The organism is Kolteria novifilia, assembly GCA_007748055.1.
In the GTDB taxonomy this organism is placed as follows: Bacteria; Planctomycetota; Planctomycetia; order Kolteriales; family Kolteriaceae; genus Kolteria; species Kolteria novifilia.
The window spans coordinates 3,285,065-3,297,503 of record CP036279.1; the positions used below are offsets into that span (position 1 = coordinate 3,285,065).

The 12,439-nt window shown below is 61.5% G+C and carries 12 protein-coding genes and 1 pseudogene; 6 read left to right on the plus strand and 7 right to left on the minus strand.

Features of this window, described 5'->3' with window-relative positions; translation table 11 throughout:
- Positions 1-45: 45 nt before the first annotated feature.
- Entirely contained in the window at positions 46-1,020 is a 975-nt protein-coding gene (locus tag Pan216_RS12030) for an ISAs1 family transposase (RefSeq protein WP_419193565.1), read from the minus strand.
- Positions 1,021-1,036: 16 nt separating this feature from the next.
- Complete coding sequence (locus Pan216_RS12035) at positions 1,037-2,281, minus strand: ISL3 family transposase (RefSeq protein ID WP_145258232.1); 1,245 nt, start codon at positions 2,279-2,281, stop codon at positions 1,037-1,039.
- 540 nt (positions 2,282-2,821) lie between these two features.
- Between Pan216_RS12035 and Pan216_RS12045 the strand changes: the two genes are divergently transcribed.
- Positions 2,822-3,319, plus strand: coding sequence for an ankyrin repeat domain-containing protein (locus Pan216_RS12045; RefSeq protein WP_419193670.1), 498 nt, complete (start codon positions 2,822-2,824; stop codon positions 3,317-3,319).
- 812 nt (positions 3,320-4,131) lie between these two features.
- On the opposite strand, the pseudogene Pan216_RS28295 reads toward Pan216_RS12045, so the two are convergent.
- Positions 4,132-4,188 (minus strand): annotated as a pseudogene (locus Pan216_RS28295) (hypothetical protein); the annotation flags it as partial.
- Positions 4,189-4,362: 174 nt separating this feature from the next.
- On the opposite strand from Pan216_RS28295, the gene tnpA (Pan216_RS12055) reads away from it, so the two are divergent.
- The 3 genes from tnpA (Pan216_RS12055) to tnpC (Pan216_RS12065) all read left to right on the plus strand — a co-directional run bounded on the left by tnpA (Pan216_RS12055) (position 4,363) and on the right by tnpC (Pan216_RS12065) (position 7,176).
- Complete coding sequence (tnpA, locus tag Pan216_RS12055; protein WP_145258235.1) at positions 4,363-4,716, plus strand: IS66 family insertion sequence element accessory protein TnpA; 354 nt, start codon at positions 4,363-4,365, stop codon at positions 4,714-4,716.
- A gap of 2 nt (positions 4,717-4,718) precedes the next feature.
- Complete coding sequence (gene tnpB, locus Pan216_RS12060; RefSeq protein ID WP_145258236.1) at positions 4,719-5,111, plus strand: IS66 family insertion sequence element accessory protein TnpB; 393 nt, start codon at positions 4,719-4,721, stop codon at positions 5,109-5,111.
- A gap of 358 nt (positions 5,112-5,469) precedes the next feature.
- On the plus strand, positions 5,470-7,176 hold the full coding sequence (gene tnpC, locus Pan216_RS12065; protein WP_145258237.1) for an IS66 family transposase: 1,707 nt from the start codon (positions 5,470-5,472) through the stop codon (positions 7,174-7,176).
- A 1,138-nt stretch (positions 7,177-8,314) separates the two neighbouring features.
- On the opposite strand, the gene tnpC (Pan216_RS12070) is transcribed toward tnpC (Pan216_RS12065), so the two are convergent.
- The 3 genes from tnpC (Pan216_RS12070) to tnpA (Pan216_RS12080) form a co-directional block, all read right to left on the minus strand.
- A complete protein-coding gene (tnpC, locus tag Pan216_RS12070; protein WP_145258238.1) occupies positions 8,315-10,000 on the minus strand; it encodes an IS66 family transposase in 1,686 nt (561 codons plus the stop codon).
- A 358-nt stretch (positions 10,001-10,358) separates the two neighbouring features.
- A complete protein-coding gene (gene tnpB, locus Pan216_RS12075) occupies positions 10,359-10,751 on the minus strand; it encodes an IS66 family insertion sequence element accessory protein TnpB (protein ID WP_145258239.1) in 393 nt (130 codons plus the stop codon).
- Between the two features lie 2 nt (positions 10,752-10,753).
- Positions 10,754-11,107: an IS66 family insertion sequence element accessory protein TnpA gene (gene tnpA, locus Pan216_RS12080; protein ID WP_145258235.1), complete on the minus strand. Its 354-nt coding sequence runs from the start codon at positions 11,105-11,107 to the stop codon at positions 10,754-10,756.
- Between the two features lie 160 nt (positions 11,108-11,267).
- On the opposite strand from tnpA (Pan216_RS12080), the gene Pan216_RS12085 reads away from it, so the two are divergent.
- Positions 11,268-11,543, plus strand: a complete 276-nt coding sequence (locus Pan216_RS12085) for a glycosyltransferase family protein (RefSeq protein ID WP_145258240.1) — start codon at positions 11,268-11,270, stop codon at positions 11,541-11,543.
- A gap of 3 nt (positions 11,544-11,546) precedes the next feature.
- On the opposite strand, the gene Pan216_RS28300 is transcribed toward Pan216_RS12085, so the two are convergent.
- Entirely contained in the window at positions 11,547-11,708 is a 162-nt protein-coding gene (locus Pan216_RS28300; RefSeq protein WP_419193566.1) for a hypothetical protein, read from the minus strand.
- Between the two features lie 82 nt (positions 11,709-11,790).
- Here Pan216_RS28300 and tnpA (Pan216_RS28305) point away from each other — a divergent pair, with 82 nt between their 5' ends.
- Positions 11,791-12,186, plus strand: coding sequence for an IS66 family insertion sequence element accessory protein TnpA (gene tnpA, locus Pan216_RS28305; RefSeq protein ID WP_419193567.1), 396 nt, complete (start codon positions 11,791-11,793; stop codon positions 12,184-12,186).
- The last annotated feature ends 253 nt before the right edge of the window (positions 12,187-12,439 follow it).

Sequence of the window (12,439 nt, forward strand, 5' to 3'; positions counted from 1 at the left end):
GGGTCGATCGGATCGTGTAGGGGCTCAGCGCAGGGCCAGCGCATACTAAGTGGCTTTTCCTGTAAGGACTTCCATCAAGAAGTCATCGCTCCAGCCGCAGCTTCGGCGTTTCATCGCGATGCTGTCCTTGCTTGGATGTTGCTTAAGTAGAGAGAGCGTGAAACGATCGAGCCAGGCGAAATTCTCACGGGCGAGCCGATCGCGGATGCGCGAATCATCCTCGCGATAGACGACGTCGAGAATCCAATGGCAGGAATTCTCGACCCCCCAGTGGCCGCGGACGGCACGGGCGAAACGTCGGACGCCCATCCCAAGACTACTGATGTACCGCCGAATCTCGACCGTCTCTTTCCCGTCACGTAGGCAGACCGCGATGACCATGCCAATCGTCCGAAGTCCCGCCCACGCGGCCGAGTCCACCAGGTTTCGCGGAGCCGGCATTTGATAATAGGTTCGTGTCGTCGTGCGACCGTGGGCGGTTTCGGTCGTCTCATGTTTGCGAACCTTGCCACTGGCGAAGTCATCTTCGGTCTCGGCCAGAAAGGTGTCGGCGATCGCTGTCTCGAGGCTCTCTTGGTTACCCTTGACTGCCAAGACGTAGTCAGCTCCGCCCTCGACGATCTGCTGGGCGATCGCCTTCTGCGTTCCCATCGCGTCGATGGTGATGATCGCTCCCTGGAGATCGACCAACCGTAAAAGCTCGGGAATCGCCGTGATTTCGTTCGATTTCTCCTCGCAGGCGACTTGTCCCAGCGACAGGCCCAACTCGCTGGCCCACAGGCTGACCGCGTGCAACGCTCCCAGCCCGCGTTTGCGGTCGTGGCTGCGGCGATTCGTCTTACCATCGACCGCAAAGACCGGTTGACTAACAGCACCCTCTTCACAAGCCGCCTGCCGTAGTGACTCTAGCCAACTGACAAAACAGGACTGAAAGGCATCCGGTCGCAACGCCGCCAAGACCCGCCGGAAGACGTCCTTGGCCGGAATGCCGTTGGGAAGCTCGAGCGTCCCCAGCAGCAAGTCTTTTGCCTCGTCTTCAGAATTTGTGGGTCGATGGTGGCTCGGGGAGGTTGCCGAGATTGTGATAGAGAGCGTATTTGAGGGTGCTGGGGTCGCGAAAGCCGTAGGAGCGGCGGGTCGTCAATTTGACCTTCAGATTCATTCCCTCGACGGCGCCCGCGGAAATCTCTCCTTTTGCCTCGAACCAATTGAAGATCTGCTCGGCGTGACGCTCGAGGGTTCGTGCCAGGTTGCGCATCGGTTCGATCCGTGTGCTCAAGGCCCGATCGAGCCACTCCTGGAAGAAGGATCCGATCCGCCAGGGAGCCTTGTAGTCCCAAAGCCGCTGGAAATCTTCCTTCATCAGGTAGCACTTGACCGTCCTGAGGTTGTGCGTCAACAACTCGTTGAGACGAAGGACCTCCTTGCGTTTGAGGTTGCCGCGACGCTTGAGCAGCAGCCAACGCGTCCGCTTGAGCACCTCGAAGCCCTTGCGTTTGAGTTCGCGTGCCTCCTGGGCCCGCACCTTGTCGATCGCCTTGTTGAACAACTGCATGATGTGGAAGCGGTCGAGGATGTGCAGGGCCCCATTGGCCTCGCGAGCGATGACCGACAGGTAGGCCTTCCACATGTCGCTGCAGATGTACTTCAGCCGCTCGGTTCGCCGCCTGCCGAAGAAGCGAAAGAAACGACCGAGCGTCTCCTTGGTCCGGTCTTGCCCGACCCAAAGCAGACGACGCGATCCGCGGTCGATCTGATAGACCAGGGTGAAGTACTGATGGCCCTTGCGGTAGGCGACCTCGTCGATGCCGATCGCCTCGATCCCTTCCAGGTCGCGATGGCGGATTCCCCAGCAAACCGCCATTTTCACCGCACGAAAGACGGTGTGCCAACTCGTGCCGAAGATCGCGGCGGTCTCACGCCAGCTCAAGCGTTTGGCCCAACGGGCCAGGAACCATTGGAAGCTCGACGTCGTCCGCTCCTTGCCCGACGCCCAGGGAAGGCGTTCCACCTTCACCCCGCAAACAGGGCATGCGACCCGCCGTGCCGCGTAGACGAACCAGACCGCCAGGCCCCACAGCGGCACATGCTGAAAACGACGCTCCGGCAGGTGGTCGTAAGTGCCGGCACGATTCCCGCAACCCGAACAGATCGGCCGGCTGCGACGCCGTGGGCGAACCCGAACCAGCAGTCCCTCTTTCGACGAATCGGCCCAAGCCGCCGATTCGTAGACGAAACTCCCGTGACGCTCCAAGGCGTTGAGGATAACCTGAAGTCGCATCCCGTCTCTCGCGGCTGGCGTTTGAAGAAGTCCTTGCAAACTCCATCATGCGCCACTCGAGAGCGGGATGCTCTTTTACTCCCTCCTGCCGACTTCTCTCCTTTCCGCTTGACCAGTGGAACATCCTCCCCGCCAACGGCCAAGGAGGAGTCTTTGCCGGGCGACCGAAGCCGAGCCACGATGGCGAGGCTGCAGGGCGAGCGAAGCGAGAAGACAAGGCAAAGCAGCAGCCGGACGCGGCCCTTGGCATACGGCGGTAACCTCCACTACCAAGCGGAACGGAGAATACACTCACCACCCACAGATTTGGCAATAGAGCCCCAATTCTTTCTGCTGCTGAAGAACTAGGACTTTCCCAAAGTCAGTTGAATGACTACGTGAACGATCGTCCTCAATTCTTTAAGGTCGAGGACGCCAAAACCAACTTGAGCCATAAAGACGAGCTATCAGGGAACGACAATCTTGGCCCCATACTCCGGGACATGAGAAACTACTTTGGGATCGACAGGTGAAACCATGCCTAAGCCTAGTATGGACGAAATGTATGACGCAATCTACGACGGGAATTGTAGTCAAATTGACTCGCTGATTCGTTTAGGACTGGGAGTTGACACGAAGGCTGAGGGCGAAGAATGGAATTTTCTCCACATGGCACTAGTGTCACTTGCAATCCCTCCCAACCCCGACGTAATCCGCCATCTTGTGAGCCTTGGTGTCGACGTTAATGGACGGGACAGCCGCATGTGGACACCCTTGCACTTTGCCATACGTACTCAAAATAGTATTGTCGTAAAGATCTTGATCGATGCTGGCGCGGACGTCAACGCAGTGAATGACGAAGGTATTAGTCCACTCCATTTGTGCGTGCTTGAGTGTCCTAGCTGTGTGAGGATTGCCCAGATGCTCTTGGCCGCCGGAGCTAGTCCCGACACTGATAAAGGAGGAGGAACTGCTCGACACTTGGCCAATTCCATTAGTCATCCGGATAGCGGTGCGCTTCGTGAGTTGTTCGCCCAACATCCGTCAAAGAAGGTTTGAGCAACAAGTGAAATACTTCTATTTCGATGCCGATAGTGGCAATGGAATACAGTCCTCGGAAGCGATAGAAAGTGACGGTGACGTCATTGTTTCAACATGGACTTCACTCTCACGTGAGCGAGGCTCGTTCTTGGGCATCTATTGCTCAAATGGTGTTTTGGTTCAGTTTGTTTGGGAAGATGCAGCATCGATCTCGATAGACCTTCCTTTGCCTGATCGAGGTGGCTCGATGACCAATCAGCTTTCATACGACGAATGCAGCAGAATCGTAGAGTTTCTATGTTCTGGAGGAAGTCCTGACGAACTTCAGGGGCTTAGGTGGGTGAGTTGGTGACATGGCCCAATGTGACCGAATCGTCACTTGCTACAACAGTCCATCGGCTCTCATCTGAACTTTGTCCAGGTTGATCGGACGCGGGTGAATTGAAGGCAGTTGTGCCAAACGATCGAGAGTTGTCTCCTCCTCGGAATTTGTGGGTCATCTCTTGGCTGTTTTGACGTCGACGGGGCCCATTCTTCGAGAAACACCGCTGTTTTTGCCTTCGGAGGCCTGCTGCCGATTGGACGTGAGCGTTGCAACGGTGGCGTGTGGTGCGGGAAGCAGGAGCCGATGACGACGGGGAACCGGGCACCGATCAACGAGGAGTGGCGGCATGGGCGCGGCGTTGGGCTCGGCGGGCGCGTTTGCGGTCGGCTCGTTGGCGAGCTTCGTCGGCGCGCTCTTGGAGACGATGCTGGGGGTGCTCGTCGATCCAACGGTCGGGTAGCAACGAAGGGAGATCCGAAGCCGGGGTGGTCGGCAGGCGAGTGTAGACGTCGCGGAGATACGCGAAGGGATCGACGTGATGGCGGTTGCAACTCTTGGTCAGCGTGAAGAAGGTGGCGGCGGTCTCGCCTCCTTGGCTGTTGCCGAAGAAGAGCCAAGCCTTGCGGCCGAGGACGGCGTACTTCAGCGCCGCTTCGGTGTGAGCGTTGCAACGGTGGCGTCTTGTGGATTGCGGTAGGCTTGGGTTGGTTGGCCCTGGTTTGTCGCGAGGCGGAAGATGCGAGTTCGTTGTGCGGAGAAGGAAGCGTATTGGCGGAAGGTCGTTCGTCGGCAAGAGGAGAGCGGGCGGGGCGTTCGGAGGTTCTGCCGGGAAGAAGGGATTTCGGAGGCGTCGTTCTACGGCTGGCGGCGTGAGCTACAGCGACGCGATCGACAAGAGAAACGGTCGACTGCGGTCGATGGCGGTGGAACGTGTCCGTCGCCGTTCGTGACGTTGCGGGTGGCCCCGCCGTCGATGAGCGTGATCGAGATCGTTCACCCCCGAGGCTACATCGTGCGGGCGCCGGCCCAAGTCGACTGCGACGCCTTGCGTCAAGTGCTTGCCGCCCTCGAGAGCGTCGAGGAGGAGTGAGCATGTGGTCGGTCCCTCATCAGGTGCGGATCTTTCTGGCCCGGGAACCGGTCGATATGCGTAAGAGCTTTCACGGGCTCATCGCCTTGACGGAGTCGGTGCTCGAGCAAGATCCGCTTTCGGGCCATTTGTTCGTCTTCATCAATCGCCGCCGGGATCGCCTCAAGGTGCTCTATTGGGGCGGCGTCGGCTATTGCATTTGGTATCAGCAGTTGGAGGAAGGAAGCTATCAGCTTCCCGACGCCCAGGCGGCCGACGACGAGGCCGGCCTCGAGATCACTGCCGGACAATTGTCACTCATTCTCGAGGGCATCGACCTCTCCTCGGTCCGGCATCGCAAACGCTTTCAAGTCTCCGATCAGCACCGTGACGCGACGTCGTCCCGTCGTTCGTGACTTCCCCTCGCTCTTTCCCGAATGATGCGTGCCGCTCCGCGGAGCCAGGACGCGCCGCTGCTCCTTCGAGACGCCAGTTCCCCGTCGCGGCGGCGAGAGCCTGGAAGCCATGGGACGGCACGCGACCAAAACCGAGTCTTGTCTTCGGTTGTCCTCGGACCCAGGGTTCTTCGCTTGCCAATCTCGTTGGACGATCGACCCTGGCGTTCTCTTCGCGAGCGACAACGATGTCATGGTGATGGCAGCGACGAGGCGGACTCGCAGGCTTTCTCGTCATTCCGTCGAAATTGCTGAAACTGCTCTGGCGCCTTCGGCGTCGAGGTGCTAGGGTGTCCCCGCGACAACTGAGATCGGTTTGATGGACGCCTTCGACGTGAACCTCCCCCACGATATCGACGCCTGCCACGAGTTGATCCTCGAACTCGATCGGGAGCGCCGACGGCAAGCCGCCGTCATCGCCCAGCAACAAGAGACCATCGCCCAGCAGCAAGAGACCATCGCCCAACAACAAGCAATCATCGCTCAGCAGCAGGAGACGATCGATCGCTTGCAGAGCGACGTCGACTTGCTCAAGCGGACCTTGTACGGCCGGCGGCGGGAACGCTTCGTCGACGATTCCCAGCAGGGGCTTTTGTTCGACTCGACAATCGTCGGGGCGGACGACGATTCAGGCTCCGGCGACGACGAGAGCGATGACGACGAACCGTCACCGGAACGCCGCACCAGCAAGGGACGCGGCCGGCGTCTCTTCCCCGAGTTGCTGCCGCGCAAGACGGTCCGCCACGAACTCGACGAGCACGAGGCTCCCGAGGAGCTGAGGAGCGATCCGGCCGCCCGGCGGTTCTTCAAGAAGACCAGCGAGCAACTGGAGTTCACGCCCGCTTCGATCCATGTGATCGAACATTACCAAGAGGTGATCGTTCGCGACGAAGCATCGGGCGAGACGACGATCGTCTCGGCAACGAAGCCGCCGCAGTTGATCGACGCTTACGCCGGCCCCGGCTTCTGGGCTCATCTGACCGCCAGTCGCTTCGCCGACCATCTGCCCTACTACCGACAAGAGGACATCCTCGCTCGCCACGGCTGCCGCATCGGCCGCGGCACCCAACAGCGTTGGCTCTTCGCCCTGGCCTTGGCGGTCGCGCCGTTGGTCGAACTGATGCGTCGGCTGGCGTTGCAGTCCGAGGTGCTGGGCTGCGATGAAACGCCGGTCAAGATGTTGGCGGGCGAGCCGCCTGGCTGCACCAAGACCTATCTCTGGAGCACCGTCGGCGACAATGCCCATCCCTACGACTGCTTCCACTTCACGCCCGACCGCAGCCGCGATGGTCCCGACGAGTTCCTCGCCGGCTTCCAGGGTTACTTGCAGTCGGACGCCTACACCTGCTACGAGCGAATCGCCGCGGCGGACGACCGGATCGTCCCCGTCGGTTGCTGGGCTCATGCACGCCGTAAGTTCGAGGAAATCCACTTCAGCGCGCCGAGCGTGCGGACGCACACCGCCCTCGGCTACTTCCAGCGGCTCTACGACATCGAAGATCGCGCCCGTGACAGTAGTGTGTCACAACGCGGCGCCAAGCCGATCGTGACCGAGTTCCATCAGTGGCTGCTCGAGCAGCACGAGCGGGAGCTTCCGAAATCGAAGCTGCGCGCCGCCATCGCTTACATGACCAACCGGTGGCAGTCCTTCGCGTGCTATCTCGACCATGGGGCGATTCCCATCGACAACAACCGCACCGAAGCGGCGCTGAAGTACGCCGTCCTCGGCCGCAAGGCGTGGCTCTTCTTCGGCAACAGCCAAGGAGGCGAGACCGCCGCCACCTTCTTCACGCTGACCAAGAGTTGCAACCGCCATCACGTCGATCCCTTCGCCTACCTCCGCGATGTCTACACTCGCCTGCCGAGCACTCCGGCTTCGGATCTCCCTTCGTTGCTACCCGACCGTTGGATCGACGAGCACCCCCAGCATCGTCTCCAAGAGCGCGCCGACGAAGCCCGTCAACGAGCCGACCGCAAACGCGCCCGCCGAGCCCAACGCCGCGTCCCTGCTGCCACTCCCCGTTGATCGGTGACCGGTCCCCCATCGTCATCGGCTCCTGCTTCTCCCACACGCCACCGTTGCAACGCTCACTTTTGGGGAGAGCCATACCCTAGCAACAGGGTGAGGGGATACGATAACCTTGCGTTGGGGGGCGGGGTCGGAGAGTACTTGGCTTGTTGGCCTCAGGACGTCGACCAAAGAATTGGGCGCAGTTGGTTCGATACACCGCAAGGTCGATGACGAGGAACCCGTATGCCACGTATCCTCTTCACTTGGGAACTCGGACGGGGCCTGGGGCACTTGTTGCCGCATCGGCGGACGGTGGAGGCGCTGCGCGAACGGGGAGATGAGGTCTTCTTCGCCTCGCGGAACCTGCAGGCGATGGAGAAGGTCTTCGGCGGCCTCGGCATCCGTTACCTGCAGGCTCCCTTCAAGTGCAGTCCTCCCACGCACCCCATCGAGAAGACCGTCACCTTCGCCCATATCCTGAACAACGTCGGCTTCGACGACCCCGGCGAGCTCTTCTCCCTTGTCGCCGCCTGGCGCAACCTCTTCGAACTCGTGGAGCCCGACCTCGTCATCTGCGATCACAGCCCTATCGCACTCCTCGCTCTTCGCGGCCTCCCCGCCAAGCGAGCCACCATCGGCGCGGGCTTTAGTTGTCCGATCGCTGTCGCCCCCTTTCCCGTCCTCGAGCCTCGCTTGCCGCACACGCCCGAGGAACTCCTCGCCGACGAGGCCCGACTCCTCGCCAACGCCAACGAGGTCCTCGGCCGCTTCGGCAGCCCACCCCTCGAGTACCTCGCCCAACTCTACGCCGATCTCGACGACCGGATTCTCATCACCTTCCAGGAAATGGACCACTACCAGGATCGCGCGGGCGCCACCTACTGGGGGCTTTCGCCGCTGGTCCCGGGTGCTCCTCCCGCCTGCCCACCCGGCGATCGCCCCAGGGTCTTCGGCTACCTGAAACCCTTCGCGTCGCTCCCCACGCTCCTGGAACTCCTCAACAAGCTCGAGCTGCCGACCGTCATCCATCCCGATGGCATCTCCTCCTCGATCCAGCAGAAGTACGCCTCGCGAACGCTCCACTTTCGTGAGCGTTGCAACGGTGGCGTGTGGGGGAAGCAGGAGCCGATGACGATGGGGGACCGGTCACCGATCAACGGGGAGTGGCGGCAGGGGCGCGGCGTTGGGCTCGGCGGGCGCGTTTGCGGTCGGCTCGTTGGCGGGCTTCGTCGGCGCGCTCTTGGAGTCGATGCTGGGGGTGCTCGTCGATCCAACGGTCGGGTAGCAACGAAGGGAGATCCGAAGCCGGGGTGGTCGGCAGGCGGGTGTAGACGTCGCGGAGATACGCGAAGGGATCGACGTGATGGCGGTTGCAACTCTTGGTCAGGGTGAAGAAGGTGGCGGCGGTCTCGCCTCCTTGGCTGTTGCCGAAGAAGAGCCACGCCTTGCGGCCGAGGACGGCGTACTTCAGCGCCGCTTCGGTGCGGTTGTTGTCGATGGGAATCGCCCCATGGTCGAGATAGCGTGTGAAGGACTGCCACCGGTTGGTCATGTAAGCGATGGCGGCGCGCCACTTCGATTTCGGAAGCTCCCGCTCGTACTGCTCGAGCAGCCACTGGTGGAACTCGGTCACGATCGGCTTGGCGTCGCGTTGCCGCAGGGCGCCGCGTTGTGACACACTACTGTCACGGGCGCGATCTTCGATGTCGTAGAGCCGCTGGAAGTAGCCGAGGGCGGTGTGCGTCCGCACGCTCGGCGCGCTGAAGTGGATTTCCTCGAACTTACGGCGCGCATGAGCCCAGCAGCCGACGGGGACGATCCGGTCGTCCGCCGCGGCGATTCGCTCGTAGCAGGTGTAGGCGTCCGACTGCAAGTAACCCTGGAAGCCGGCGAGGAACTCGTCGGGACCATCGCGGCTGCGGTCGGGCGTGAAGTGGAAGCAGTCGTAGGGATGGGCATTGTCGCCGACGGTGCTCCAGAGATAGGTCTTGGTGCAGCCAGGCGGCTCGCCCGCCAACATCTTGACCGGCGTTTCATCGCAGCCCAGCACCTCGGACTGCAACGCCAGCCGACGCATCAGTTCGACCAACGGCGCGACCGCCAAGGCCAGGGCGAAGAGCCAACGCTGTTGGGTGCCGCGGCCGATGCGGCAGCCGTGGCGAGCGAGGATGTCCTCATGTCGGTAGTAGGGCAGATGGTCGGCGAAGCGACTGGCGGTCAGATGAGCCCAGAAGCCGGGGCCGGCGTAAGCGTCGATCAACTGCGGCGGCTTCGTTGCCGAGACGATCGTCGTCTCGCCCGATGCTTCGTCGCGAACGATCACCTCTTGGTAATGTTCGATCACATGGATCGAAGCGGGCGTGAACTCCAGTTGCTCGCTGGTCTTCTTGAAGAACCGCCGGGCGGCCGGATCGCTCCTCAGCTCCTCGGGAACCTCGTGCTCGTCGAGTTCGTGGCGGACCGTCTTGCGCGGCAGCAACTCGGGGAAGAGACGCCGGCCGCGTCCCTTGCTGGTGCGGCGTTCCGGTGACGGTTCGTCGTCATCGCTCTCTTCGTCGTCGCCGGAGCCTGAATCGTCGTCCGCCCCGACGATTGTCGAGTCGAACAAAAGCCCCTGCTGGGCATCGTCGACGAAGCGTTCCCGCCGCCGGCCGTACAAGGTCCGCTTGAGCAAGTCGACGTCGCTCTGCAAGCGATCGATCGTCTCCTGCTGCTGGGCGATGGTCTCTTGCTGCTGGGCGATGACGGCGGCTTGCCGTCGGCGCTCCCGATCGAGTTCGAGGATCAACTCGTGGCAGGCGTCGATATCGTGGGGGAGGTTCACGTCGAAGGCGTCCATCAAACCGATCTCAGTTGTCGCGGGGACACCCTAGCACGTCGACATCGGAGGCGCCAGAGCAGTTTCAGCGATTTCGACGGAATGACGAGAGAGCCTGCGAGTCCGCCTCGTCGCTGCCATCACCATGACATCGTTGTCGCTCGCGAAGAGAACGCCAGGGTCGATCGTCCAACGAGATTGGCAAGCGAAGAACCCTGGGTCCGAGGACAACCGAAGACAAGACTCGGTTTTGGTCGCGTGCCGTCCCATGGCTTCCAGGCTCTCGCCGCCGCGACGGGGAACTGGCGTCTCGAAGGAGCAGCGGCGCGTCCTGGCTCCGCGGAGCGGCGCACATCATTCGGGAAAGAGCGAGGGGAAGTCACGAACGACGGGACGACGGCGTGTCACGGTGTCGATCGGAGACTTGAAAGCGCTTGCGATGACGAACCGAGGAAAGGTCGATACCCTCGAGGATGAGTGACAATTGTCCGGCAGTGATCTCGAGGCCAGCCTCGTCGTCGGCCGCCTGGACGTCGGGAAGCTGATAGCTTCCTTCCTCCAACTGCTGATACCAAATGCAATAGCCGACGCCGCCCCAATAGAGCACCTTGAGGCGATCCCGGCGGCGATTGATGAAGACGAACAAATGGCCCGAAAGCGGATCTTGCTCGAGCACCGACTCCGTCAAGGCGATGAGCCCGTGAAAGCTCTTACGCATATCGACCGGTTCCCGGGCCAGAAAGATCCGCACCTGATGAGGGACCGACCACATGCTCACTCCTCCTCGACGCTCTCGAGGGCGGCAAGCACTTGACGCAAGGCGTCGCAGTCGACTTGGGCCGGCGCCCGCACGATGTAGCCTCGGGGGTGAACGATCTCGATCACGCTCATCGACGGCGGGGCCACCCGCAACGTCACGAACGGCGACGGACACGTTCCACCGCCATCGACCGCAGTCGACCGTTTCTCTTGTCGATCGCGTCGCTGTAGCTCACGCCGCCAGCCGTAGAACGACGCCTCCGAAATCCCTTCTTCCCGGCAGAACCTCCGAACGCCCCGCCCGCTCTCCTCTTGCCGACGAACGACCTTCCGCCAATACGCTTCCTTCTCCGCACAACGAACTCGCATCTTCCGCCTCGCGACAAACCAGGGCCAACCAACCCAAGCCTACCGCAATCCACAAGACGCCACCGTTGCAACGCTCACCCACTTTCAGCAAGAGCGCGTCGACATCGCCCAAGCCCGGCGCGACTGCCACTTCGCGATCCTCAACGCGAATCACGCGACGATGGCCGCGTTTGTCCTCGGCGGCAAACCGGTCCTCAACTTCCCACTGAGTCTCGAACAAGAGATGTGCGCCGCCCCCATCGTCGAGCGGGGAGCCGGCCTGGTCGTCTCGGGGACAGAACCGAACGACATCTTCCGCAAGATGGAAATGATCCTCGGTTCTGATGAATACACCGCAGAGGCCGAACGCATCGCCGAGAGGTACCGCGACTGGGACTTAGAAGCTTCCGGTACTCGCCTGGCCGACCACATGGAGTCGCTCATCGCGAGGACATGATCGCTAATCCTCGAAGAACGTCGTCCACTCGCTGCCCTGGAACGCTCGCTTAAGATCCTCGTAGTTCACGATCGCTTCCGCGAGGCGCCGCTTCTCAATCCGCTGCGTCCCCGGTGCGATCGAAACCACTGGAACACCAAGGTACTCCTGCATCCTGACAAGCATGGCCGTGAGCGTTGCAACGGTGGCGTCTTGTGGGTTGCGGTAGGCTTGGGCTGGTTGGCCCTGGTTTATCGCGAGGCGGAAGATGCGAGATCGCAGCCCGGAGAAGGAAGCGTATTGGCGGAAGGTCCTTCATCGGCAAGAGGAGAGCGGGCAGAGCGTTCGGAGATTCTGCCGGGAAGAGGGGATTTCGGAGGCGTCGTTCTACGACGCAGTCGGTGGGAAGTCTCGAGGAGAACCGCCGTCCCTCAAGAACGCATTCATTTGGACCGCAAGCCCCGTTTGGGTGGCCCAGATTGCTCCGCTACCAACCCATTCAACATCGGCGCGCGTTGAATTGAACAGAATGATTCAGGGCGCAACGTCCCAAAGCGACGCAGGTTGTGATACCTGTCTTGACGCGCTGTCTCCGATTGACTGCATCCCCTCTTATGCCGCGAAGCGGCAGCGGTCAGTAGCCAGGGGTGGCAACCCCTGGTAAGGAAGCAGGTCGATCCACGAAGCCCCGAAGGGGCGCAGGTCGTTCGAAGGTTACCGTCGCCACCTTCGGGGCTCGATCCAAATCCTTCGTTCACCAGGGGTTGTCACCCCTGGCTACTGACCTGCGCTGCTCCGCAGCTGATGCATTGCCGATCTACTTCCCCAATTCTCCGGGGGTGGCCCCCCCTTCCGTAGTGACGTTGAAAGGGTTGGTAGCGGAGCAATCTTGGCCACCCGGAGATGGGTCTTCCGAG